20 protein-coding genes and 1 pseudogene are annotated in these 25,588 nt (G+C 40.2%); 20 read left to right on the plus strand and 1 reads right to left on the minus strand.

The features are described 5' to 3' along the window. The 8 genes and pseudogenes from QVP90_RS13430 to QVP90_RS13465 all read left to right on the plus strand — a co-directional run. A pseudogene (locus QVP90_RS13430) lies at nt 1-297 on the plus strand (patatin-like phospholipase family protein); the annotation flags it as partial. Then, complete coding sequence (locus QVP90_RS13435; RefSeq protein WP_005931998.1) at nt 279-1,337, plus strand: Gfo/Idh/MocA family oxidoreductase; 1,059 nt, start codon at nt 279-281, stop codon at nt 1,335-1,337. The pseudogene QVP90_RS13430 and the gene QVP90_RS13435, both read left to right, overlap by 19 nt. Before the next feature lie 13 nt (nt 1,338-1,350). Next, nucleotides 1,351-3,048: an alpha-amylase family protein gene (locus QVP90_RS13440; RefSeq protein WP_021936714.1), complete on the plus strand. Its 1,698-nt coding sequence runs from the start codon at nt 1,351-1,353 to the stop codon at nt 3,046-3,048. Nucleotides 3,049-3,115: 67 nt separating this feature from the next. Then, entirely contained in the window at nt 3,116-4,102 is a 987-nt protein-coding gene (locus QVP90_RS13445) for an aminodeoxychorismate synthase component I (protein WP_021936715.1), read from the plus strand. Continuing rightward, the gene (locus QVP90_RS13450; protein WP_021936716.1) at nt 4,086-4,679 is read left to right on the plus strand and encodes an aminotransferase class IV family protein; all 594 of its coding nucleotides are present in this window, start codon (nt 4,086-4,088) and stop codon (nt 4,677-4,679) included. Before QVP90_RS13445 ends, QVP90_RS13450 begins: the two co-directional genes overlap by 17 nt. 285 nt (nt 4,680-4,964) lie before the next feature. After that, nucleotides 4,965-5,630: a DUF2461 domain-containing protein gene (locus tag QVP90_RS13455; protein ID WP_172680686.1), complete on the plus strand. Its 666-nt coding sequence runs from the start codon at nt 4,965-4,967 to the stop codon at nt 5,628-5,630. 37 nt (nt 5,631-5,667) lie between these two features. Next, nucleotides 5,668-6,114 (plus strand): YhcH/YjgK/YiaL family protein, encoded by a 447-nt coding sequence (locus QVP90_RS13460; RefSeq protein WP_005932010.1) that lies wholly within the window; start codon nt 5,668-5,670, stop codon nt 6,112-6,114. A gap of 15 nt (nt 6,115-6,129) precedes the next feature. Continuing rightward, a complete protein-coding gene (locus QVP90_RS13465; RefSeq protein ID WP_007480928.1) occupies nt 6,130-8,142 on the plus strand; it encodes an alpha amylase C-terminal domain-containing protein in 2,013 nt (670 codons plus the stop codon). Between the two features lie 146 nt (nt 8,143-8,288). Here QVP90_RS13465 and QVP90_RS13470 read toward each other — a convergent pair whose 3' ends face one another. Further along, complete coding sequence (locus QVP90_RS13470) at nt 8,289-9,023, minus strand: hypothetical protein (RefSeq protein ID WP_005932016.1); 735 nt, start codon at nt 9,021-9,023, stop codon at nt 8,289-8,291. A gap of 1,156 nt (nt 9,024-10,179) precedes the next feature. Between QVP90_RS13470 and QVP90_RS13475 the strand changes: the two genes are divergently transcribed. From QVP90_RS13475 to QVP90_RS13530, 12 genes are all read left to right on the plus strand, one after another. Next, nucleotides 10,180-10,752: a DUF3575 domain-containing protein gene (locus QVP90_RS13475; protein WP_005932020.1), complete on the plus strand. Its 573-nt coding sequence runs from the start codon at nt 10,180-10,182 to the stop codon at nt 10,750-10,752. Between the two features lie 6 nt (nt 10,753-10,758). After that, nucleotides 10,759-12,285: a DUF3868 domain-containing protein gene (locus QVP90_RS13480; RefSeq protein ID WP_264380854.1), complete on the plus strand. Its 1,527-nt coding sequence runs from the start codon at nt 10,759-10,761 to the stop codon at nt 12,283-12,285. Between the two features lie 91 nt (nt 12,286-12,376). Then, nucleotides 12,377-14,068, plus strand: coding sequence for an Mfa1 family fimbria major subunit (locus QVP90_RS13485; protein WP_021936718.1), 1,692 nt, complete (start codon nt 12,377-12,379; stop codon nt 14,066-14,068). A gap of 317 nt (nt 14,069-14,385) precedes the next feature. Next, entirely contained in the window at nt 14,386-15,369 is a 984-nt protein-coding gene (locus QVP90_RS13490; protein ID WP_021936719.1) for a FimB/Mfa2 family fimbrial subunit, read from the plus strand. Between the two features lie 12 nt (nt 15,370-15,381). Continuing rightward, complete coding sequence (locus tag QVP90_RS13495) at nt 15,382-16,425, plus strand: hypothetical protein (RefSeq protein ID WP_021936720.1); 1,044 nt, start codon at nt 15,382-15,384, stop codon at nt 16,423-16,425. A 48-nt stretch (nt 16,426-16,473) separates the two neighbouring features. Then, nucleotides 16,474-18,114 carry a fimbrillin family protein gene (locus tag QVP90_RS13500; RefSeq protein ID WP_021936721.1) on the plus strand — a complete coding sequence of 547 codons (1,641 nt, stop codon included), beginning with the start codon at nt 16,474-16,476 and terminating at the stop codon, nt 18,112-18,114. A 35-nt stretch (nt 18,115-18,149) separates the two neighbouring features. Beyond that, nucleotides 18,150-21,377 (plus strand): hypothetical protein, encoded by a 3,228-nt coding sequence (locus tag QVP90_RS13505; protein ID WP_021936722.1) that lies wholly within the window; start codon nt 18,150-18,152, stop codon nt 21,375-21,377. 423 nt (nt 21,378-21,800) lie between these two features. Then, nucleotides 21,801-23,081, plus strand: a complete 1,281-nt coding sequence (locus QVP90_RS13510) for a phage integrase SAM-like domain-containing protein (protein ID WP_288204518.1) — start codon at nt 21,801-21,803, stop codon at nt 23,079-23,081. Nucleotides 23,082-23,147: 66 nt separating this feature from the next. Further along, entirely contained in the window at nt 23,148-23,630 is a 483-nt protein-coding gene (locus QVP90_RS13515; protein ID WP_021936724.1) for a hypothetical protein, read from the plus strand. 190 nt (nt 23,631-23,820) lie between these two features. Beyond that, complete coding sequence (locus QVP90_RS13520; RefSeq protein ID WP_264380856.1) at nt 23,821-24,114, plus strand: helix-turn-helix domain-containing protein; 294 nt, start codon at nt 23,821-23,823, stop codon at nt 24,112-24,114. A 15-nt stretch (nt 24,115-24,129) separates the two neighbouring features. Continuing rightward, on the plus strand, nt 24,130-24,402 hold the full coding sequence (locus QVP90_RS13525; protein WP_021936726.1) for a hypothetical protein: 273 nt from the start codon (nt 24,130-24,132) through the stop codon (nt 24,400-24,402). Beyond that, nucleotides 24,353-25,429: an AAA family ATPase gene (locus QVP90_RS13530; protein ID WP_021936727.1), complete on the plus strand. Its 1,077-nt coding sequence runs from the start codon at nt 24,353-24,355 to the stop codon at nt 25,427-25,429. Before QVP90_RS13525 ends, QVP90_RS13530 begins: the two co-directional genes overlap by 50 nt. Nucleotides 25,430-25,588: the final 159 nt, after the last annotated feature.

A 25,588-nucleotide genomic window follows, 5' to 3' on the forward strand; every position in this document is an offset into this window, starting at 1 on the left:
CTGCGGAAAGAGTGTGAGAAGGTTGTTGCAATCAATGTGAGTCCTTTGGAAGCAGAAAAATACAAGATGAATATTGTAAGTATCGCTATGCGTTCTTATCATTTTATGTTCCGTGCGAACACATTTCCGGAACGTGAGATATGTGATTTACTGATAGAACCCTATAATCTGAACGGATATAGTAACCGGGAACTGGAAAAGGCGGAAGAGATATTCGACCAGGGATATAAAACGGCGAATGAAATACTGGATAATCTGTTGCAGGAAAAAGGAAACGTATGGAAAGAATTAAAGTAGGGTTGGCAGCATATGGCATGTCGGGGCAAGTATTTCATGCTCCGTTTATTCATACAAATCCTCATTTCGAATTATCAAAGATAGTGGAACGTAGCAAGGAGCTCTCAAAAGAGCGTTATCCGTATGCTATGATTGTGCGAAGCTTTGAAGAATTGATACAAGATCCTGCTATCGAACTTGTTGTAGTGAACACTCCGGATGCTACGCATTATGAGTACGCCCGCATGGCTCTTGAGGCCGGAAAGCATGTGATTGTGGAGAAACCGTTTACATCTACTACAGCACAAGGTGAAGAATTGATTGCATTGGCGGCCGCAAAAGGATTAATGCTCAGTGTATATCAGAATCGCCGTTGGGATGCAGATTTTCTGACAGTACGGGAAATAATCTCCAATGGGCTGTTGGGCAGGTTGGTGGAATATGAATCGACTTTTGCACGCTACCGTAATTTTATCAAGCCCGATACGTGGAAGGAAACGGGTAACTCCGGCGGAGGCCTGACTTATAATCTCGGCTCTCATCTGATAGATCAGGCTGTCCTGTTGTTCGGTATGCCGGAAGCTGTTTTTGCCGATATAGATATTTTGCGTACCGATGGAAAAGTGGATGACTATTTTATGATCCGCTTTATTCGTCCGTCATTAGCGCCGGATGTAAAGGTGACATTGAAAGCCAGTTACTTGATGCGGGAAGCCGAACCACGATTTGTGCTTCATGGTACTCTCGGTTCTTTTGTAAAATGCGGGACCGACAAGCAGGAAGCGGCTTTACTTCGCGGCGAGATGCCTGACCAACCCTGTTGGGGAGAAGAAACGGAGGCTGAATTAGGATGGATACATACGGAGATCGACAGACAGGAGATCAGCCGGAGATATCCCGGTATCCCCGGTAATTATGGTGGATTTTACCAAAATATTTATGAGCATCTTCGTCTTGGAAAGCCATTGCAGACCGGTGCACATGATATATTAAATGTGATTCGCGTGATTGAAGCCGCTTACCGGAGCCAGCAGGAAAGAAAAATAATAGAGTTGAAATAAATTTTATATACATATGAGCGACGAAAAGAAAATGATAATCTATCAGGTGCTCCCCCGCCTGTTTGGAAACAATAATAACCACTGTGTCTATAACGGTGATATCACTGTAAATGGCTGTGGGAAAATGGCTGATTTTACAGCCAAAACATTGGAAGAGATTAAAAAACTGGGGACTACTCATATTTGGTATACCGGTATCATCGAGCATGCTACGCAAACTGATTATCGCCGGTATAACATCAGTCCGGATCATCCGGCTATCGTAAAGGGGAAAGCCGGATCACCTTATGCCATTAAAGATTATTATGATGTGGATCCCGATCTTGCTACGGATGTCCCCGGGCGAATGAAGGAATTTGAGAATCTGGTGAGCCGGACACATCGTGCCGGGCTAAAGGTCATTATCGATTTTGTCCCGAATCACGTAGCCCGTCAGTATCATTCGGACATGCAGCCGGACGGTACTGTGGAATTGGGAGCGAATGATGATCCCAACTACGCTTTCAGTCCATACAATAACTTCTACTATATTCCGCAATCGGAACTTCACGGCCAGTTCGACATGAAAGGAAGTGCTGCAGAGCCTTATCGGGAATCACCGGCCAAAGCTACCGGGAATAATCGTTTTGATGCCTATCCCAATATAAACGATTGGTATGAAACGATAAAGTTAAATTATGGAGTGGACTATCAGAATGGTGGTACTTGTTGTTTCTCTCCCATCCCGGATACTTGGATGAAGATGCTCGACATCCTTCTTTTCTGGGCTTCAAAACGTATAGACGGATTTCGCTGTGATATGGCAGAAATGGTGCCGGTGGAATTTTGGGAATGGGTGATTCCGCAGGTAAAGGAAAAATATCCCGACTTGTTGTTTATAGCGGAAGTTTATAATCCGGCCGAATATCAGAATTACCTGTTCCGTGGGAAATTCGATTATTTATATGATAAAGTGGGATTATATGATACCTTGCGTAATGTAGCGTGCGGTTATGATTCGGCTACTGCCATAACCCGCAGTTGGCAGCGATTGGGGGGTATTGAGAAGCGTATGCTTAATTTCCTTGAAAATCACGACGAACAACGTATCGCTTCGGATTTCTTTGCAAGTAACCCGCGCAAAGGTATTCCTGCTTTGATCGTATCTGCCTGCATGAATACGAATCCGATGATGATCTATTTCGGGCAGGAGTTTGGAGAACTGGGTATGGATACCGAGGGCTTTAGCGGCCGCGACGGACGTACTACCATTTTTGACTACTGGAGTGTTGACACTATACGGCGTTGGCGGAATGGTGGGAAATTTGACGGCAGAATGTTGACGGAAGAACAGAAACAATTGTATGCCGTTTACCGGAAAGTGCTCACTTTATGCAATGAAGAACAGGCTATAGCTCAAGGAGCCTTTTTTGATTTGATGTATGCTAATGAAAACGGATGGCGTTTCAATGAACACAAGCAATACACTTTCTTACGCAAACATGAGAAAGAACTGCTTTTTATAATTGTCAATTTCGACAATCAACCGGTAGATATTGCAATCAATGTACCGTCACATGCATTCGACTTTCTGCAAATCCCTCAGATGGATGTTTATGAGGCTACGGATATACTGACCGGAAAGAAAGAAAATATTTGTTTGCTTCCTTATAAAGCTACTGAAGTGTCATTAAGTGCGCATAGTGGAAAGATTCTGAAAATAACTTTATAAAATCAAGTGTTCAAAGAGTACGTATTTGGCGCCATCGTTAAATACGTACTTTTGTTTTTGATATCTTATGTTACAATCATATAATAAGGAACAAGCCATTCTACGAATAAACCGATTATCGGAACAAGGCAAAGAGTTTGTCTTTATCATTGATTATTTACAAGATTGTTCGTACATAGAAGAAACAAACCGATTGGATTCTTCGTTTGTCTTGTATAATCTGAATGGATTTACCAATCAGGATTCTATTTTCCCTCTTCGTAAAACTGCCGTGCAATGGAATATCGATTTCCCACCTTTCGACCAATATAAGCCATCTTTCGATTATGTTCTGGAAAATATCCGGGGTGGCAACAGCTTTCTCACTAATCTGACTTGCCGGACTCCGGTCACGACCAATCTAAGTTTGAAGGAGATTTTTTATCACTCAAAAGCGATGTATAAGCTATGGTTGAAAGATGCTTTTGTGGTATTTTCTCCGGAAATTTTTGTGCGGATAAAAGGGCGGAAAATCTATTCTTATCCGATGAAAGGCACTATAGATGCTTCTCTTCCGTCTGCATACAATCAATTGATGAACGATCCGAAAGAAACGGCGGAACACGCTACGATTGTAGATCTGATACGAAATGATCTGAGCATGGTGGCGGAACAAGTTTCCGTGACGCGTTATCGTTATGCTGATATCCTGCAAACCAACTCCGGTTCTATTTTGCAGACCAGTTCGGAAATCTGCGGTATCCTTCCCGATGATTATCGGACGCGGTTAGGGGATATTATCTTTAAATTGTTGCCGGCCGGTTCTATCACAGGTGCTCCTAAGTTGAAAACAATGGATATTATAGCTCATGCCGAGAACTATAAAAGAGGTTTTTATACAGGAATTTCCGGATATTTTGATGGTAATAATCTCGACAGTACTGTAATGATACGCTTTATCGAACAGCAAGGAGACAAACTTTATTTTAAAAGTGGTGGAGGAATAACTTGTAGAAGTAATCCGGAAAGTGAATATAATGAAATGAAACAGAAAATTTATGTGCCCATTTATTGAAAGTATACGGATAGAGAACGGAGTAATATATAATCTGCCTTATCACAATGAAAGGCTAAACCGTACCAGAAATGTCTTTTGGAAAGATTGTGCACCGATAAATCTTATCGATTACATCCGGATGCCGCATGAGAAAGGGATAGTGAAGTGCAGAATCGTATACGAGAAAGAGATTAAGGAAATTGTGTATACCCCCTACTCTATGCGTGAGATTGATACACTCCGTATTGTTTACTCTGATGGGATAAACTATACTTATAAAAGTACTGATCGTGAAGAACTGAATCGGCTATATGTGGGAAGAGGAGATGCCGATGACGTTCTGATTGTCAGAAACGAACTCATTACCGATACTTCCATCGCTAATGTCGCTTTTTATGATGGGTGTGAGTGGCATACTCCTCAGGCACCATTGCTCAAAGGGACTCAAAGAGCTTTTTTATTGGACAGACAAATTATAAAGGAAAAAGAGATAACGTTGAAACAACTTTTTACCTATTCGAGAATTACCCTGTTCAATGCTATGATTGAGTTTGGGCAGATTGAATTTCCTGTGAAGAAGCACATTATTGTATAACTATTATTAACAACAAAATAGATTCCGTACCCGAACAAAAGTCTCGGAAGGCGTGTTATATAGATGTGTTTTTCATAGTATTAGATATAAGATTAATTAAAAGAGATTGTACCGGCTTGTGATAAGTAAGTACGTCAGAAACAGAAGAGTCTGTTTTTTTGATAAATGTGTAAAAGCATCGACTTTGAGAAGTCGGTGCTTTTTTGCTGTGTTTTTGTTGCATTCTTTAGTTAGTTACAAATAAAATTCGTACGTTTGTAGAATAAAAAATAGAAAAGAATGACAATGAATATACCTGTTATCTTTCAATTTTTAAAAGATCTTGCTGCTAACAACAACCGGGAGTGGTTTAATGAGCACCGTGATGAGTATGAAACCGCCCGTTTGGAGTTCGACAAACTTTTGGCTGCTGTAATTTCCCGTATTGCCCTTTTTGATGAAAGTATCAGAGGTATACAACCCAAAGATTGTACCTACCGCATTTATAGGGATACCCGTTTTTCATTGGATAAAACTCCGTACAAAGTTCATTTTGGCGGATATATCAATGCCAAGGGGAAAAAGTCTGATCATTGTGGATATTATGTGCACATTCAGAACGATGCATGTATGTTGGCAGGTGGAAGCCTTTGCCTGCCTTCCAATATCTTGAAAGCAGTACGTCAGTCTATTTATGACAATGTAGATGAGTACGTTTCTATTGTGGAAGATCCTGAATTTAAAAAATATTTTCCTGTTGTGGGAGAAGACTTTTTGAAAACCGCTCCCAAAGGTTTTCCAAAAGATTTTAAGTATATCGATTACCTGAAGTGTAAAGAATATACCTGCTCTTATAACGTTTCTGATGATTTCTTTCTGAAGCCTGATTTTTTGGATAAGACAGAAGATGTATTTCGACAGTTCAAACGTTTTGCTGATTTTATTAACTACACAATAGACGATTTCGAATAGTACTTAATCATAAATAATAACTAAAACTTTTTCAATTATGGTAGTAGATACATTAGAAAACTTAGAAAAATACGCGTCACTGAATCCTTTGTTTGCACAAGCTATCGAGTTTTTAAAATCTCATGATCTTCATGCAATGGAGGTAGGTAAAACGGAATTGAATGGTAAAGATCTGGTTATTAATATAGCCCAGACTACTCCGAAAACAAAGGAACAAGCCAAATTGGAAACTCATAATGAATTTATCGATATTCAGGTTCCTCTTTCAGGAACAGAGATAATGGGATATACACCGGGTAAAGATTGTGTGCCGGCTGATGCTCCCTATAGTGCCGAGAAAGATATTACTTTCTTTGAAGGGCTGGCCGAAACATACATTGCTGTCAAACCGGGTATGTTTGCCATCTTCTTTCCGCAGGACGGACATGCTCCGGGTATCAGTCCCGACGGTGTAAAGAAAGTGATTGTTAAAGTGAAAGCATAATCAAATGATCCTGATATGGAAAAGACACTGAATCTTATTAAAAATGACCCTTGGCTGGAACCTTATGCAGAGGCCATCACAGGAAGGCATGAATATGCCATGTATAAAGAGGCCGAACTGACAAATGGTGGAAAACAGACTTTATCGGACTTTGCTTCGGGATATTTGTATTTCGGTTTGCATCGTACAGATAAAGGATGGACTTTCCGCGAATGGGCACCCAATGCAACCCATATTTATATGGTTGGTACATTTAATAATTGGGAAGAAAAAGAGAAGTATAGCCTGAAACGTCTGGAAAATGGCAATTGGGAAATCAATTTGCCTGCAGATGCCATTCAGCACGGTGATCTTTATAAATTGGTTGTATATTGGGAAGGCGGACAAGGAGAACGTATTCCTGCTTGGGCTACGCGAGTGGTTCAAGATGAAAACACAAAGATCTTCAGTGCACAGGTTTGGAATCCGGAAAAGCCTTTTAAGTTTAAGAAAAAAACATTTAAACCTTCTACTAATCCTTTGTTGATTTACGAATGTCATATCGGCATGGCCCAGCAAGAAGAGAAGGTTGGTACTTATAATGAGTTTCGTGAAAAGATACTTCCCCGTATAGCCAAAGCCGGTTATAACTGTATTCAGATCATGGCTATCCAAGAGCATCCGTACTATGGAAGTTTCGGTTATCATGTTTCCAGCTTTTTTGCCGCTTCTTCCCGTTTCGGTACACCCGACGAGCTTAAGCAACTTATCGATACAGCTCATGGTTTGGGGATTGCCGTTATCATGGATATTGTCCATTCTCACGCAGTGAAAAATGAGGTAGAGGGTTTAGGGAATTTTGCCGGTGATCCTAATCAATATTTCTATCCAGGAGCACGCCGGGAACATCCGGCTTGGGATTCTTTATGCTTTGATTATGGCAAGAATGAAGTGATACATTTTTTGTTATCCAACTGTAAGTATTGGCTGGAAGAATATCAGTTTGACGGTTTCCGTTTCGACGGCGTAACTTCCATGTTGTATTATAGCCATGGGCTGGGTGAAGCTTTTATGAATTACGGTGACTATTTCAATGGTCATGAGGATGATAATGCTATTTGTTATCTGACGTTGGCTAACGATCTGATTCATCAGGTGAATCCCAAAGCAATTACCATTGCGGAAGAGGTATCCGGGATGCCGGGATTGGCTGCAAAGGTAGAAGATGGCGGTTATGGCTTTGATTATCGTATGGCCATGAACATTCCAGACTATTGGATTAAGACGATAAAGGAGAAAATTGACGAAGATTGGAAACCATCCAGTATGTTCTGGGAAGTAACAAATCGTCGTCGGGATGAGAAAACGATCTCTTATGCCGAGAGTCACGATCAGGCATTGGTCGGAGATAAGACGATCATTTTCCGTTTGATTGATGCCGACATGTATTGGCATATGCAGAAAGGAGATGAGAATTATACGGTAAATCGCGGTATTGCTCTTCATAAAATGATTCGTATGCTTACTGCTACCACTATCAATGGCGGTTATCTGAACTTTATGGGAAATGAATTCGGGCATCCCGAATGGATTGACTTCCCGCGTGAAGGTAATGGCTGGTCATGTAAATATGCCCGTCGTCAGTGGGATTTGGTAGATAATAAGAATCTGACTTATCATTATATGGCTGACTTCGACGAAAGTATGTTGAAAGTTATCAAAACTGTAAAAGATTTCCAAGCTACCCCGATACAGGAAATTTGGCACAACGATGGTGACCAGATATTAGCATATCAGCGTAAAGACCTTATTTTTGTGTTCAATTTCAATCCTAAACAATCATTTACGGATTACGGTTTTTTGGTTGCACCGGGGGCATATGAGGTTATTTTGAATACAGATGACGTTTTATATGGCGGTAACGGACTTACAGACGATACAATCACTCATTTTACTATATCGGATCCTTTGTATGAGAAAGAGAAGAAAGAGTGGTTGAAACTTTATATTCCGGCACGTACAGCAATGGTGTTGCGGAAGAAGAAATAAAAAAAACATAGTTGGTAACAATTAGGAAGTATGGCAGTAGGAGATTTTTCTATTGCCATATTTTTTATCTTAATGTAAGTGCTATAGTATAAAAAAACCGCCTTCCATTAAAGAAAGCGGTTTCTGTATTTCGATTAATGCTATTTTTAATTCAAGCTCTCCTGAACTTGCGTCAACATTTTTTTGATTTCTGCTCTTTCCGGAGACAAGGTTGCGGCTTCTTGAAGATAATCGGCTGCCTTTTTAAAATCAGCATCGGCAGCAGCTTTTTCTGTTGCGTATTTATCTGCATCCGAGTTGGCTAAAGGAGCAGCTTTTTTTAATACAGTAGCACCATTATTATAAAATAATACACCTAAACTGTAAAGAGCATCCGTCTTCCATTTTTTTCCGCTTAATGTAGTCACCTTCTTATAACTTTCTTCGGCTTTTGCGATATCATTCGCTTTCTGGAATTTTTGTCCTTCTTTCAGATAATGGATTGCATATAATTTTTCCATAGTCTTATTACCCGGAGCTATTTTTAATCCAGCTTCCAGTGTTTCTACCATTTCTGCATTTTTTTTTAAATCCTTCAAGGCACCGGCTTTGCGTGCATACGCATTGGCTACATTATAGTTTTTCTGAATGGCAACATCAAAGTACTTCACAGCATCGGCATATTTCTTTATTTGATCTGCACATACACCACAGTTGTATGCCATTACGGAGTCCGAATTGTTCGTCTGTTTCAGATACGCATCATACTTAGTGAAAGCAACTTGATAATTCTTTGCATTTAAAGCATCATTTCCTTCTTTTTTCAATTGGTTAGGATCGGTTTGAGCAAAAATACTGCCAGTGGCACAGCACATGGCAACTAATAAAATAAATTTTCTCATGGTTTTTATGTGTCTTTTTAATTGTTTATCGTTCAAATGTAACAAGAAATGAAATAAACAGCAAAGCTATTTAATTTTTTATAGGCTCTTTCACACTACGAAACATACAATTTACTGTATATTCAATATGACATTGTTTATTTTATCTTCCAACAATGAGATAACCTTTTCCATAAATTGAAAACTTTCTCATGGAATTTCAAATGAAATTTCATCCAGCTTTTTATACAGATAGATACATGGGTAATAAAGAGGTTGGATTTTACCTGAATGGAGGTATTGGTAAATGGTAAACAGGTGATGTAGGGTTTTGCCGTTTCTAAAATACTTTTTGAATATCTGAAAATCTCTTTTATAATTGGGGCAGATTAAGAAACAGATATCGGTCTTTTTCACTGTTTTCGTAATGCTTTTTGAAATGAATACAAAATTGCATTAGGTGCTTTATGATAAATTGAATTATATTCTGATGTAATTTGTATGAAGTAGAAAGTCTTTTTGCCTTATATGTATTATAATGTGATATTCTGTCATGGAATTATTTCGGGATGAATACTGGAATGACGAGCGTAATGGGTAAGAAAATGATACGGATAAAAGAATGGTTGTGTTATTACGTTATTTGACGGTTAATTTTAGATTTTCTGTTTGAGTATTTTCGATTATTGAAAATATTCCCTACTGATTTGTTTGAATATTGTAAAGTGCGATTTGATATGCTGTTTCTTTTGTGTATAAAGTAATGTTTATTTTGTGTAGCCCCGTTATTAGTTGCTTCATTATTTTTTTATTATCCATTTCAGAAATTGATATGTTTTATCTTATCTTTTAATACTCCGATCTTTGTAATGTCGAATTAGTGTAATTTTAGATGTCATGTCAAAGGGAAAAAACGAGTATAAATAGTGCATATAACTTTTTGTTAGAGATTGCAGTTTTATGTTCGATGATTGGACAAGTTTGAATACACTACACTAACATTTACTTAGATGTATATCTCGGCAAAGGTAGTGAAAATTTGTAATATTTATCTAATTAAGAAATTTAGTTTATTTCAATGATAATAGAAGATGCTTATAGCAATAGAGTTACAGTTATGTTTGATGGGAAAGGATCTGATCACGGACATAACTTCATAAATATAAAAGCGGTATAGATGAAAAAAGTATTGATGCTTATACTTATTATAGTCGGATGTTCTGTTTCCGAAACGAAAGCCCAGAAGGTGGCACTTAAAAGTAATCTTCTGTATGATGCTACTGCTACCATGAATCTTGGTTTGGAGTTTGGATTGGCACGTAAATGGACATTGGACATTCCGGTGAATTATCATCCATGGAAACCGGCGGATGGTAAACGTTTACGCCATTGGGGAGTACAACCGGAAGTTCGATATTGGTTTTGTGAGCGTTTTAACCGTACCTTCATGGGATTGCACGGACATTATGCCGAATTCAACGTAGGAGGATGGCCGGACTGGTCGTTTATCAGTAAAAATATGCAGAATAACCGTTATCAGGGACATCTATATGGTGGTGGTGTTTCTATTGGACATTCGTGGATATTGAAGAAACGCTGGAGCCTTGAAGCATCTGTCGGAGTGGGTTATGCACGTATTGTTTATGATAAATATCCATGTACGCAATGTGGGACAAAGGAGAAAGAAGATAATAAGAACTATTTTGGCCCTACAAAAGCAAGTGTATCACTTATTTACGTAATTAAATAAAATAGAATGATGAAAAGAAATATACAATTCATCGTATTGGTACTGGCTGCTTTATGCCTGAATACAGAGGATGCATTTGCTCAAAACCGCTCTTATAGTGGAGATATTGGGATTGAACCTGTACGGTTGGAGCAAAGTGGAGACTTTCTTTATATAGATATGAATTTTATTCTGAAAGATGTGAAAGTAAGGACGGCACATGGGGTAGATTTTATTCCTCAATTGGTTGCCCCGGCGAATACATATAATCTTCCCAAAGTATCGGTTAAAGGAAAAGATGAATATCTGGCTTATGAACGCCGGCTTTCATTGATGAGCGCGAAAGAGAAGAGAAAGCATGTAGCACCTTATCTGGTTAAGAAGAGTAATAAGCGGACAAATGATACGATACGTTACCGGTATGTATTACCGTACGAATCCTGGATGGCCGATGCGAAACTTAATGTGCAGCGTGATGAATGTGGCTGTGGGGAAAGTACATTGATGAGCGTGCAGCCTGTGATTGACCAAGTGACACTCGAACGTATTTTATCTCCTTACATTGTGAATCCTCATTTTGCTTATGTTGAGCCGAAGGTAGAGGTAGTGAAGAGCCGTGAGATACAGGCTGAATGCTTTTTGGATTTTGAGGTGAATAAAATCAATATTCGTCCGGAATATATGAACAATCCCCGGGAATTAGCAAAAATCCGTGTAATGATCGATGATTTGAAATTGGATCCCAGCATAAAAGTAAATAGACTGGATATCATCGGGTATGCCTCTCCGGAAGGAACTTTGGCTACAAATAAACGTCTTTCTGAAGGACGTGCTATGGCTCTTCGCGATTATCTGGCATCTCGTTATGATTTTCCGCGTAACCAATATCATATCATATTTGGTGGTGAAAACTGGGATGGCCTGATAGACGCTCTTGAGACACTCGATATGGACTATAAGAATGAAATGCTTGACATTATTCAGGATATTCCCATTGAGAAAGGACGGGAAACAAAACTGATGCAGCTTCGTGGAGGAGTGCCATACAGATATTTGCTGAAAAATGTTTTCCCGAGTCTTCGTGTTGCTATTTGTAAAGTGAACTATGATATTAAGAATTTTAATGTGGACGAAGCGAAGGAGGTGATAAAAAGACGTCCGCAAAATCTGAGTTTGAATGAGATGTTTTTGGTGGCTAATACTTATCCGAAAGGTTCGCAAGAATTTATCGATGTGTTTGAAACGGCTGTCCGGATGTATCCCGACAGTGAAATAGCCAATATGAATGCTGCTACTGCTGCACTTTCGCGTAATGATCTGATTTCTGCAGAACGATATTTGAAAAAGATGGAATCTCAAGAGTATTGGCCGGAATATAATAATGCGATGGGAATATTGACCTTGTTGAAGGGAGATTATGAATTAGCAGAAGAATACTTGAATAAAGCCCGGGAGTTGGGGCTGGATGTAGCTACGGATAATCTGGAAGAGTTAGCGAAGAAAAAAGCGAATATGAACGAAATAGAGAAAGCGAATAGAATGAGAATTAAATAAAATGACAACGTATAGAAGAACTTTTTCAGATAAAAGATTCTATGAAAGTGAATGACTAATCTATATTAATTACTAATAATTATTTTGTGTTATGTTGAAAATTAAATCAATTTTAATGTCATTGTTAGCTGTGGCGGCATTGGCGAGTTGCTCGAACGAGAATGACGACATCACTGATGGCGGCGAAAAAAGAGACTACGATGTGGCTTACATGTCGGTTAGCATAGCCGTTCCTCAGGGAACGAGAACACGTGCTGCCGGTTCATCTGGTGAAACAGACGCACTGGACTCTGAAACTAAGATCAAGGAGCTTTATTTGGTTCTGTTTGATGACCAAAAAAAGGTGGTAAAGGCTGATGGTGCAACTGCGTATTATACTATATTGGGCGAATCGCAGCTTTCACAAGTTGATAATGCTCCTGTTAGTCCTTTAGAACCAATTAAGGTATCTACGGAGTCTGCATACTTACTTACTATTGCTAATCCGGGCGCTAAGTTGAAAGCTCTTTTAAATGGTATAGTAGCAGGTAATGGATATGCGGATATTAACAAAGAATTTTCTGTAGCAGAAGATCTTGCTGAAGATGATAATTCTTACCTCATTGCGGAGGTTGCAGACCTTGCTGATAAAGGACATGGCTGCACAATGATTAATGCCGGTGCATTTGATGATCTTATTTCTGATGAATGGAATGCTGATTGTTTAGTTGATGTTGCAGCTTCTGTAGTTAAAGCGAGTGATTATAAAACTGATACCGAGGCAAAAGAAGCAGCAAAAGGAAAGAAGGCAACGATTCAGATAGAACGTCTTGCATCCAAACTGGCAGTTACACTTAAAGGTGATGGTCTTACCATAGAAATAGTACCTTCTACTGCCAAATTTGAATTCAAAGAATGGACAATTGATTATGTGAACTCCAGATTCTTCCCATTTGCTACGAAAACAAAGCTGACAGCGACTCATACTGGTGCTGCGTATAAGTCTAATTTCTATACCGAAGATCCAAACTTTGATGCTGATGGTACTGGTAAACATCTTGTTGGTATTATCAGTAACAAAATTGTGGACTATAACCCTAAGGCGAAATGGTATAAGCACAACCTGTTAACTGTAGCAAAAGAAGAGGACAAGAATGTTGCTTATTGTACGGAGAATACAATGGCGGCGGCTGACCAGGATTTTGGTGCTGCTACCCGTTTGGTTCTTAAAGCTGTGTACACACCTTACACTGATTTTGATGACGATTGGTATCAGACTTTTTTCAATGGTACTTATATCAATTACAAAAATCTTGGTGAATTGCAAACTGCTTATAATGATGCTACTGGTATCGATGAAGCGGATAGAGATGCTGTAGAAAAGTTATTGGTGGAATCCTGTGACAAATTTATTAATAAGTTAAATAGTGCGTTCCCGACAGCTGGACTTGCTGCTGATTTTAAAGATCTTACCCAACAATCGCTTGACGATCTTACTATTACCAATGGTGGTGAAGTTGCTAAAGAAACAGGTATTCGCTGGTTCCAGAAAAGCTTGAACTACTATTACTATCAAATTCGTCATGATAACACTACTGACATCGGACATATGGCATATGGAAAGTATGGAGTCGTACGTAATAACTATTACACACTCAACTTGACAAAAGTTAATGGTGCAGGTACACCGTGGTATCCCGATGTAGAGGAGCCGGAGGAAGAAATCGATAAAAAAGGTGCGTACCTTCACTTTGAAATTGAGGTGGCTCCGTGGATCTCTTGGGGTACTGATTTCGAAATCTAATAAACAGTTTGTTTGACTAAAAAGTCAGTTTTGGGAGCTGACTAAAAAGCAAGTATAAAATGCTTTTTGATCAGCTCCTTCAACTTTTTATTTATGTAAGATGTTCTGGTCGATATCGACCACTCAAAATAAACCAAGCCGTGTGACAGGCTTTTCAAAAACAGCACGAAGATACACTGGCGTACCTTTTCGAGAAAGAAATGAGTGATAAAGCAGCGCCCCTAAAACTGAAATAACCGGAGACCGCTCAAAACAGAGAGGCTCTGACTATATAACCGGTAATCCGGCAATAAGGATACCCCTAAAACAAAAGAGAGATGTTCGGAAAAACCAGAATGCAGTTCCTTGTCGTTGTTTCGATGTTCTTTATGGCCTCGTGCGACAGTATATACGAAGATTTGCCCCGTTGCGAACTTTGGTTGGAATTTACTTTCGACCACAACATGGAATATGCAGATGCATTTGATCCACAGGTTAATTCAGTGGACGTATTTGTGTTTGGTGATGACGATAAGCTACTTTTGACTAAAAGAGCCGAACCGACTGCATTGGTGGGTGGAAACCGTATGTCATTGGCTGATGAGCTTTCTTTTGGAAGCTACAAAATACTTACCGTGGGCAGTTTGTCCGATAGCCACCGGGTGGCGATTCATACCGGACAATCGCCGATTGTGGGAACTACCACTCTTCAAGAGATGGTTGCCGCTCTTTATCGTGAAGTAGACATGATAGATTTTCAATTTCCACATTTTTACTTTGCTCCGGTAGTGCAATTAGACCATTTCGGCACTAACGATGCCGTATGTCGTGTGAATCTGATGCGTTATACGAACCGGTTCAATATCGCTTTGATGCGTACCAATGGAACTGGGGATACGCGATACTCTTTTGAAATAGAAACACCGGACGATGCCGTTTATTCTTGGATGCAGGATGCGCCTATGGGAGAAGGCCCTGTTACGTACAGAGCCTACCATACTGATTGGACAAGATCCACTGATGTGGAGATGGTCTCGCGTCTGAATACCATGCGTCTGTTTAATATGGCGGGTTATCGGTTTATTATAAAAAATGAAGAAACAGGTGTCGAAGTTTGGGACTACAATCTGATGAGTTTACTGAACATCGCCCGTCCTACTCTCCGCCCTGACAATACGTCACTTCCTTTTCAGGAATACCTTGACAGGCAGAGTGATTGGAATCTGGTGTTTACTGTGACCGAAAAGCCCGAAGGAGGATTCCTCCAGATAGGGCTTGTAGTCGGTCCTTGGATATACTGGCTTCATGACATGGAAATATAAGGAATGGTGATAATGAGATGTAAACCATTGTATAGTATTATTTGTCTGTTGTTGGTAGCTTTCTTGTTTTCGTGTAGCAAAAATGCAGTTGAGTTTGATGAGCAGTTGTCCAATACCCGGGCTTTGCTTAGCATCGACTTGACACAGAATGCAGGCGAAGAACAGGTTGCTATTAAGACTGTACGGTTTGTCATATTCGGCAATGCGTCGAGTAGCATTCCGTATTTGGATGTCAATGAGTTTCACGAAGAAGCCACTCCACTCGAGACTACGGATATTAAAGCCGTTATCGAAGTGAAAGGCAACAGTGATATCATGGCAATTGTTATTGTGAACGAACCGGCCGGGCTTAAAAGCGATCTTGATAATATTGGCAGTTTATCTGATCTGAAAAATATAGAGTTTACTATTGCTCAATTACTGAACAATAGTAAAGAAGAAATTGCTTTAATGCCTATGACGGGAATAAAACAAGGTATATATGTAAAGCCCGGCGAGGCGGTTAATCCGGTAAGCATGACCGTGGAACGTGCCGTATCACGAGTGGATGTCTATCTTCAAGTCACGGATGGCGGAGCGCAGACGGGATATATTAATGGCAGTACTACAGTCACTATGCACAACCTTTCTCATGAGAGTGTTTTGGTGAATGGATTCGGAAATATGAAAGCAAATGCACTTCTGTTGGATAAGACATGGACAGCAGGTTCGAGCGATACATGGATATACTCATCTGCTGCTGATGCGAAAAACCGGAGATTGCTTTGTTCATTCTATACCTCCGAGCGTGCTTTCACCGACTCCAATAAACCTACTATCAGCATGACGAATATCCGGAAAGGTGCACGGCCTACGGATGTCATCGGAGTGACCCGGCAGGAGTTGGGACAGATTACACCTACCGGTGGTGGGCAGTCACAAGATTTTGAGGGATTTCAACGGAACAATGTATACCAGATAACGGCTAAGGTAGGTAAACTGGGCATACAAATAGTGAGAGTATCGGTGGAGCCATGGGGTGATCCGAAAAATATAGACGTGGATGTGGAACTGTAACATACTGGCTGCTGATAGGTAAAGTTTTCATTCGGAAAAAGAAAAAAGATGATAAAGTTAAGAAATGATAGTATCAAAACGATGATGATGGTAATCCTCTTTCCGGTTATTTTCTTTTCGTGCATCGAAGAGGAAATGACGTGTGAAAGGGTGCCAATGGCAGTGCATTATGTGGGCGCTGGCGGAAGTGTCGTGACCAGAGGTACGGAAATTTCTTCGGCAGACGATCTGAAAGGGACTAAATTCGGTTTGTTTGCTTCTTTGACGCCGGCTTCTCTCGTTACGGAAACATACTTCAACGCGAGTGCCACAGTAAATGATAATTTGACGGCTACGATATCGCCGGGACAGTTTTGGCCAACCGTGCAGAGCTCCATGAAATTCTTTTCGTGGTATCCTTTTGATGGCGGCAACCACCCGATTGCCAACTTCGACAATCCTGCAGAGATGGTGTTGACATATAGTGCTTCTACTGATGCTGCTGCCCACAAGGATGTGATGGCGGGTGTGACACAGACATCTCAATGGGGTGCCGGTATAAATGTACATTTCTATCATACACTGACTAAAGTCTCCTTTACATTCAAAAAGAAAGATCCGGCACCCGAAGAGTTAATAATCGAAAAGATCCAGTTCCAAGGTGTGGGAGCAGAAGGGAAACTGATCGTACCCAGCATACCGACTGCAACAACAGAGAGTGGCAAACCTGCTTTTGTCTGGAACAATATCACTACGGGGACTGTAACTTCCGATCTGGCTTCTACCCCTACGGCTCAAAAAACGGTGGGTACAGTTGCTACTCAAATAGGTGACACGTTCTTTATGTTGCCTGCCGTTACCTTTTCGGATGCTGCTAAAATGATAGTCACCACCAATCATGGTATTCGGGAATTTCTGCTTAAGGATATTGCCGAAGCTGTTGGCAGCAAACATTCCTGGCAGTCGGGCGAACACATTAACTATAATATGACAATGTCTAATGAAGAATATACGATAACCGCTACCCCCTTACCATGGGAATGGGATGAAAACTCGGTAAATGTGATTTTCGACGGGCAGTATTACCTTAAGCTTTCACAAGGCAAAGTACGGTTGGGAGCCAATGGAGCCACAGTAAATATAACTGCTGAAACAAATTATGATGCGGATCCGAATACCGGATATCCGGTAGGTGCATTACTCAATAAGACGGGGATGGCTACGTGGGCTACGGTAACGATGGGTACTCCTACACTCTCGGGGACAGTGCGTACTTATGACATTACGGTTGTAATTCCTTCATACACAGCAGTTGCTACGGAAAAACGGGAGACACAATTTTATATTGATGCAGGTAATCTACACCACAAGATACTGCTGGAACAGTGGGGTGGCACCGGGGTATGGCTCACTTCAAGTGAAACTTTGGATACCAATGATTTGGGAATCGGACTGACGAAACGGCGTGTACTTACCTTTACTTCGGGCAATCCGGGAAATTGGACTTGGGAAGTAACCGGCGTACAAGATCCTGATAAGATTCTGCTCAATTGGGATACGATGTTCGGATCAAAAGGTGGAAATGGCGGAGTAATCTATTTTTATTACAATGCCGGTACCAAGGAAGGCACAACTGCTACGCTGACAGTGAGTAATACGAATGGCGACAACCCGGATATAACGGTGACATTGACCGTTCCGCAGTGGTAAATGATAGGTTACGCTTTAAGAAAAGGAGACGAATTATGATGAAATATATATCTTTAGTACTCAATAGAAGTTTTCTTCTATACACTTTGGTAGCAGCAATTTGGCTCACCGGTTGTGTAGAAGAAGAGTATACGAATTCTCCTAAAGGGACCGGCGTCAATATCCCGTTTGCTCTAACGATTCCCGACGTAGATATCCCCTCTCCCATTTCCCGTTCAATGACGGGAGCGGCCGGAGGATACAGAGAAGACGAGATAAAGAATGTAGACGTTCTGGTGTTCGAAGAGTCGGAAAACACCCCCGGACAGTATTTGTTTATGGAATGGAAGCCCGTCAGCACTAATATTACACAAACATTGGATGGTGGTACCTCTGCGGCAGAATTTTCTGTTGCGCTTACTCCTACTTCCAGGCCCACTTACGTTGTGCTACTTGCTAACAGACCACTCGGCACTGCAGCATATGAAAATATCTTGAAAGGTTTTGTGAAAGGATCAACAACGAAAGCTGCTGCAATGGCGCAGATGATTCATAGCGGTGATCCTACGCAATGGCCGGCCGACGGACCGAATGACAACGGTAAATATCTGCCGATTCCCATGTATGGAGAGGTAAAGGTGTCGAAACTTGCATATGCTGTCTCTATACCCGATATCAATATGAAACGGATGTTGGCACGTATTGACATTGCCAATTCCGTATCGAATTTCACAGTGGAAGAAGTATATCTTGTCAATTATAATAATGCCGGATATTTGTCTCCGGTATGGGATGCGAACGGAGTGGTAGATATTGCATCAGGTGATCTTAATATTCCTGTTGCCAATGATAAGAAAGTGGGCATCGATCCTGCCAATTATCATCTTGTAGCAGGCAATACGCCCTATGTCGGCAACATCTATACTTTCGAAGCCTCTGCCGCCGTAGATGATGCCGGTGGCAATGACGGAGCTGCGAGCCGTAAAGACGCTGTGTGTCTGATTGTAGGAGGACAGCGTACCGGAGAAACGTCTACAACTTATTATCGGGTGGATTTCACCCAAACAGGAAAGACGGGAGAAGATGTAGAATACCTGCCTTTGTTGCGAAATCATAAATATATCATCAGTATTACAGAAGTGTCGGGCCCCGGTTATGATGATAAACAGAAAGCACTGGAATCTTATACGGTAATGTCCAATCTTAAGATGAGACTGATCACCTATGACCGTGATAAGATAAAAGACGTGGTATACGACGGGCAGTATATGCTCGGAGTGAGTGAATCTGATGTACAACTGACTCAATACCAGATTGATAAATATGTGATAGATGTTTTTACCGATGTTCCTTCGGGATGGAAAGCTACCGTCGCTTCTGATGGCGATTGGCTTAAATTTAATGGTGGTGGGAATACCAGTACCGATGTCATTACAACGACAGGTGGAGCGAATGGCGATACCAGTTTTGCACTGCGTATACCCTATTGGTATCATGGAATAACCGGAGATGCGCGCACGGCCACTATTACGTTGCAGGCAGGGAGACTGACTCATGTTATCACTTTGACACAGACAATGATAGAGCCGGGAGTAATTCGTTTTGTAGACGGCTACGGGAATGAAATAGTGGATGGATATGTTTTTCCACTCAGGAGTGACAACCCCAATAATCCGGAAGAAGCTCTTGAACCGCAGGTTTTGTACGCCGTGTTCTCTACGCCTAAGATTGCCGTACGTCGTGGGGGTGGCACTATTTTTTATCCTAACGGAGGTTTAATCCCGGCTTTGAATACCTCGACTTCCCAGTTTTTTGTAGACAGGGTACAAGCATTCAGTATCCAGCCGGATCCGTTGAGGGCCGGTGATGGAGGAAATCTGTATTGGCGTACGGATGCATTGAATTTTGACCTGTATGATGAAGCAGACAAATACCTCGGTAACAGACCTTTGCCAATTATCCAGCAGGAACGGACTTTTTCATTCCGTTTTCTTGCAAATACGGCAACCCGTACATTTGACGTTGATTTGGGTGCAGAACAATATCTGCAGTTATTTGTGAATCATAATTGGAAGATTGCAGGTATAGAAGAAGTGAGTGGAACTGAATTGATACGTTCTACTGCTGATACAAATGACAATGATATATTTGTAGGTAGAAGTAATGCAGATTCTAAGATGTATCAGTCATCCGTTGTCGGTTCGGATGAAGATGACGGCAAAGGAAATGCTGTGAATGGCCGTGGATACGACTTTAGATTAAAGATTATCCCCGGAAAATGGGCAGAGGGAAAAACAGGAATGATCAAGATTGATTTCGATAACGTATTCTATGCAGGATCGGGTGTTTTAAGTAAGTATCCGTTCCGTCTCATTATGTACCTGAATATGGTGAGCAGGAAATTGTCTTATACGGATGCTTCTTCACAACCTCAATTTTATCTTTATCCGCTTCGGTTTGAGGAACGGAAGTCGTCTGAAACTAATAAAGGACTTCAGTTGAGTGCCGCCAATGCGGCCGCTACGTGCGCAGAGGTTGGTGATGGATGGCGGTTGCCTAATGCCAATGAGTTGATATTATCGTATATTTATCGCGATGTCTTAGGAGGAGTTGCTGCCGGTGAGGACAGCTATACGAGTCAAAATATAGAAGGATGGTATATCAGTGAAACTCCGGCGAGTTACGATTACTATTGGTCTGCATCGACTTATTCAGATGGTTCGGGTTTTCCTTTAAATTTAGCAAGTGCTGCTTCTGGGAAAAAGAGCACCGGTGATAAGGCTAATTTTCGTTGTGTTCGAAACGGACCTGCCAGTGGAACGAAGTATCCTTATCTGAGTGGAAAAACAATTATATCTCGTGATGCGGCAGGGGGAGTTCAGTCTTCAGTATTGTTAGGCTCAGAAAGTCCGTCGCAAAGTAATAAAGTTGCCCCTAAATTGGAAGTAGATCTTACCAGTAGTGTTGGTAATTGGACGACGGCTAATAGCGTTTGTACAGCAAAAGGCTGGCGTCTGCCCACTCAACGGGAAATGTTGCTCATTCTCAGTATGGGCGGTGGAACGATTCCTCTTACACAAGGGACGGGGTTTACTAATAAGACAACTTGGTCGAGTGGATTTCAGGCAATTACTGGATTTCATTGGACGCAAACTCTCCACAGTGGTAGTAATTATTATGCAATTAATCCCAGTAATGGTGCTAATGGATATGAACAAAACGCTTGGGATGTAGCAACGGGTCCGGACTGGATGAATTATAGATGTGTCAGAACAGTGAACTGACCTAAGGTTGTGCAAATGTGTTACGTAAATCCTGTTTTATAGTGATTTTAAATCTCAACTGAGCCGACCTTAATGTTGTGTAATCATAAAAAATAAAACCGCAAGAGCTTTATAATTAGCTGTTTGCGGTTTTATTTCGTGATTCCGAAGCGATTCGATTTTTGAAATATAAAAAAATAATATTCTAACTAATACAACTGATAATCAGCATGAAATAATAAATTAGTGTTGCATATCATTTTATTTAGTTGTGCAATATTGCAGATATGTTGTGCAATATTAGTATATTTGCACAACCGATAATTGCAAATATATGACCACTGTAAAAGCCTTTATTAGAACTGAAAAAAAGACAAAGAAGTAAACGTAAGATTCCGTTTGTCCGATGGGCGCAATGTACAATTGTTCCATAAATCCGAAATAATGGTATTACCAAATATTTGGGACGCAAAGAACGAACAATACAAAGCAAAAAGTGTCATTAAATTAGAGGAAAGAACTCAATTCAATGCTTCCATCAATGAAAGAAAGAATCTTGTCCTGTCACTATATGGGGGAAATAAAGAATTAACAAGTGAGAAGTTAGAGGAACTAATTGATAAACATCTCCATCCAGAAAAGTATAATATCACGCACGAAAAAGAATCACTATGCGAAATGTTCCAGCGTTATGTTAATGGTTGGTTAGATACTGGCGTTATAGGTGCTGGCAGAAAGAAGCACTATGATGTAATTATCCGGGAACTAACACGATTCTTTATCATTAATGGCATTGATGGTTGTTCAGTGGAAGATTTTAATAAAGATACTATTCTTAAATTTCGTGAGTTCCTGCGCACTGAATATAAATTAGTGGATAAATATCCGGGGTTATATGTGGACATGAACAGCAGAAATAGACCATCAAAAAAGAGAAGTCAAAATACAATAGCTGAAAAACTCCTATTACTTCAAGCATTCATGGTAGAGCTTGAGAGTAATGATATTATCCCTGTGTCTCCATTTCGCAAAATTGGAAAGGAGAAAGAGGCCATAATGAAGCAGCAATACGATGAACCGATTTTCCTGACTAAAGCAGAATTTAATGCAGTCTTGACTAAAGATTGTCCGGAATCATTGCAACGAGTAAAAGACTTATTTATAGTGCAATGCTGTTTCGGATGTCGTGTTGGAGACTTTAGACGGTTTACTTTTGATAATATTGGCATTGAAGAAGGAATACCTTACATTCATTACTTACCTCAAAAAACACACAAGGATGGACTTATACGTACTGAGATAAAAACTCCTATTATTCGCATTGCTTATGATATTATTATGAAATATAAAGGTGAACTGTCAGACAGTGCTTTGCTACCCTATTACCCTGATGGTAATGGTGAGACTGGGTACAATTATCAGATAAAAAAGCTACTTGAATACTGTGAGATAAGCCGGAAAGTAGCAATGTTCAGTACGGCATTGGGAACTAACGAATATAAATCTATCTATGAAGTCGCAAGCAGCAAACTCGCTCGCAAAACTCATGTTGATTTGATGAACAAGGTGCAAGTTAATAAATATGCTGCTGGGCTTCATGCTAAAAATAGCGGTGCAGTAGAAAGGTACACCAATATGGGTATTAAAGAACGCTTTATACTCATGTGTGCAGCTTTTGGATGTGAAGAATATAGAGTTGATTCAGAACTCAAAATAGAGCTGTGAAGAATATAGAGTTGATTCAGAACTCAAAATAGAGAAATAAAATATTATAAAAAAGAACTTGTAAATATGAATGATATAGAGGTAGATTTGTTTTATTATAGGGATTTATTACAAAGAGAAAGAGAAAAACCATTGCATGATATACAATCATATTTCAATTTAATAACATCAGGGACTACGTTCAGTTTTGCAAGACTATCAAACAACGATAAAACAGCAGCTTTATTGAATGAATTAAAGAGGTATGGTTTTGTTGCCAATGATACTAACTTAGCATATTTTAGAGTTCTATTCGGTATACCTCTGTATAAAGAAGATGTGCCATATAAACCAATAATGTGGAAGAAGAACGGACAGCTATTAAGATATTTCATACAATATCTATTTTCAAGCGAAATGATGTGGTTTTACGCTAAAATATTAGTTCCATTGATGTTCGTAAATAAGCGTTATACTCCCATAAATTTAGCCCAATCGGATATAAAACGATTGGAAAATAGTTCAGATTATTGCAGGTTAAAAGCCATATTAGAGAACTTTAACACATGAATGCGTGTCTACTTGTGCGAATATATTTGTACAAGTACCGCAAAAGTACAAATATATTCGCAGATTTGGGCACGCAAAACATCGTTGCAATACGTTGCACACAAAACACATACGTCATAATTTTGCTTACGTCAAACAACCGATAGCAGTAGCTACCTATCGGGGAAAGACGAATTTCAAAAGCAAAATTATGAGTTTAAACGAAATCATTCAAAGTGGTACAAATGTATCAATAACGATTGGTGCAAATGACCTATTGCAATTTGCGAATCATCTAATTCGTACTACTAAAGAAGAATTAGAAAACACTATTCTTGCCAAGAAAAAAGAAACCTATATCACTCCAGATGAAGCAAGTAAGCAGTTACATGTTGGCCGCTCGACCTTATGGAGATGGAGTAAAACCGGCTATCTGACACCCGTAGAGGTCGGAGGTAAACGACTGTACAAACAGTCTGATATTGACATTATACTCAGCAAATAAGAAAGGAGTTGCCCTATGAAAAATCAACAGAACAACTCCAAATATCTTGGGCACGATTATAGAGACAAAGGTACTGATTCCGCACGACTTATCCAATCAGTCAGAAAGTTATTTTTATCCGGTGGCAAGTTTACCGCTAAGGAACTCAATTCTTTGGCAGGGACAAATGATGCCCGAAAGCTTATCTCCGTTCTTCGTAATAATGAAGGTTGGAACATAGTAGATTACCGTTTACCTAATGGCTGTAAGCTTTATTGGTTGGCTGGGAAAGGAGGTTATAATGAGTGAGGCTATAAAACAGATTGTGAGCGAATTTGAAAAACCTGTTAGTGAAATTCCATCCGATATCATGGCTGCAATCAAAAATAGCCGTTTGGACTTATCACAGAATATCCCTGACCCTCAAATGCTTGTATCAAAAGGAGATTTGCCCGTATGTACACGAGGAAACTTTTCGTTTGTTATTGGTCTACCGGGTGCAAGAAAGAGTTTTCTTTGTTCGGGTATTGCCGGTTCATTTTTAAATGAAGATGGTTGTATGGGGTTGGATAATCCCAACGGGAGCGGAAAACTACTTTGGATTGATACAGAACAAGCGGCGGGACACGTTGCTAAGATTGGCAGGAGACTACACCGCATTGCCGGGCTTGCGACCAACATCAACTCGGAGAATATTATCATTCACATGTTAAGGGAATTTCAACCGCCAATGAGACATAAGATTTTTGATGCGTGCATGAAAGTATATCATCCCGATTTTGTAGTTCTCGATGGAGTGAGTGACCTTATAGCCGACCCGAACAGTTCCGAACAATCCACATCGGTGATTAATGATTTGATGGCACTAACCAAAGAATACGATTGCCATATTCTGACCGTCATTCACGCTAATGTTGGTAGTGAGAAAGCCCGGGGACATCTCGGGGCGGAAGCTCTACGAAAGTGTGAAACGGCAATCTTTGCAGAGGCAGACGGAGATGTAACCGTATGTAAATGGGCGAAAACAAGGGATATGCGACCACCTGAATTTGCTTTTGCTATTGCGGAAGGGTTGCCGATAGCAACCGAATATGTTGGCAAACAATCCAAGACGGATAAGTTAAAGCAGGTTATCACCGATGCTATGCCTAAACTCCCCAATACGATTTCCTATACGGATTTGTGCGGCAAGATAATGGAGATAGCTAATATCAAAATTGATGCTGCCAAAAAGAGGGTGTCTGCCGCTACTGAAAAGAATCTGATTATCAAAAATGAGGTAGGCATGTATCACCTCCCAACGACAGATAATAGACCTTCGGAGTTACCTTTTTAGGTAGTGTAATATACGGAGGTGTACGGGGCTATCTATATATATAGCCCCATACACTTACACCAAATACACCGTATATCCACTGAATTTACACCAAATATACACCTGTTTTATAGTGTATTTTATACTTACTGAAAAAATGGGTGATTTACACTAACTTTT

Origin of the sequence: Bacteroides sp. CAG:189, assembly GCF_000432295.1 — a bacterium.
In the GTDB taxonomy this organism is placed as follows: Bacteria; Bacteroidota; Bacteroidia; order Bacteroidales; family Bacteroidaceae; genus Bacteroides; species Bacteroides salyersiae.

Coding starts and splice junctions, on each gene's coding strand:
- QVP90_RS13435 (WP_005931998.1), top strand. CDS start 279: ATGGAAAGAATTAAAGTAGGGTTGGCAGCATATGGCATGTCGGGGCAA.
- QVP90_RS13440 (WP_021936714.1), top strand. CDS start 1,351: ATGAGCGACGAAAAGAAAATGATAATCTATCAGGTGCTCCCCCGCCTG.
- QVP90_RS13445 (WP_021936715.1), top strand. CDS start 3,116: ATGTTACAATCATATAATAAGGAACAAGCCATTCTACGAATAAACCGA.
- QVP90_RS13450 (WP_021936716.1), top strand. CDS start 4,086: ATGTGCCCATTTATTGAAAGTATACGGATAGAGAACGGAGTAATATAT.
- QVP90_RS13455 (WP_172680686.1), top strand. CDS start 4,965: ATGAATATACCTGTTATCTTTCAATTTTTAAAAGATCTTGCTGCTAAC.
- QVP90_RS13460 (WP_005932010.1), top strand. CDS start 5,668: ATGGTAGTAGATACATTAGAAAACTTAGAAAAATACGCGTCACTGAAT.
- QVP90_RS13465 (WP_007480928.1), top strand. CDS start 6,130: ATGGAAAAGACACTGAATCTTATTAAAAATGACCCTTGGCTGGAACCT.
- QVP90_RS13470 (WP_005932016.1), bottom strand. CDS start 9,023: ATGAGAAAATTTATTTTATTAGTTGCCATGTGCTGTGCCACTGGCAGT.
- QVP90_RS13475 (WP_005932020.1), top strand. CDS start 10,180: ATGAAAAAAGTATTGATGCTTATACTTATTATAGTCGGATGTTCTGTT.
- QVP90_RS13480 (WP_264380854.1), top strand. CDS start 10,759: ATGATGAAAAGAAATATACAATTCATCGTATTGGTACTGGCTGCTTTA.
- QVP90_RS13485 (WP_021936718.1), top strand. CDS start 12,377: ATGTTGAAAATTAAATCAATTTTAATGTCATTGTTAGCTGTGGCGGCA.
- QVP90_RS13490 (WP_021936719.1), top strand. CDS start 14,386: ATGTTCGGAAAAACCAGAATGCAGTTCCTTGTCGTTGTTTCGATGTTC.
- QVP90_RS13495 (WP_021936720.1), top strand. CDS start 15,382: ATGAGATGTAAACCATTGTATAGTATTATTTGTCTGTTGTTGGTAGCT.
- QVP90_RS13500 (WP_021936721.1), top strand. CDS start 16,474: ATGATAAAGTTAAGAAATGATAGTATCAAAACGATGATGATGGTAATC.
- QVP90_RS13505 (WP_021936722.1), top strand. CDS start 18,150: ATGATGAAATATATATCTTTAGTACTCAATAGAAGTTTTCTTCTATAC.
- QVP90_RS13510 (WP_288204518.1), top strand. CDS start 21,801: ATGGTATTACCAAATATTTGGGACGCAAAGAACGAACAATACAAAGCA.
- QVP90_RS13515 (WP_021936724.1), top strand. CDS start 23,148: ATGAATGATATAGAGGTAGATTTGTTTTATTATAGGGATTTATTACAA.
- QVP90_RS13520 (WP_264380856.1), top strand. CDS start 23,821: ATGAGTTTAAACGAAATCATTCAAAGTGGTACAAATGTATCAATAACG.
- QVP90_RS13525 (WP_021936726.1), top strand. CDS start 24,130: ATGAAAAATCAACAGAACAACTCCAAATATCTTGGGCACGATTATAGA.
- QVP90_RS13530 (WP_021936727.1), top strand. CDS start 24,353: ATGGCTGTAAGCTTTATTGGTTGGCTGGGAAAGGAGGTTATAATGAGT.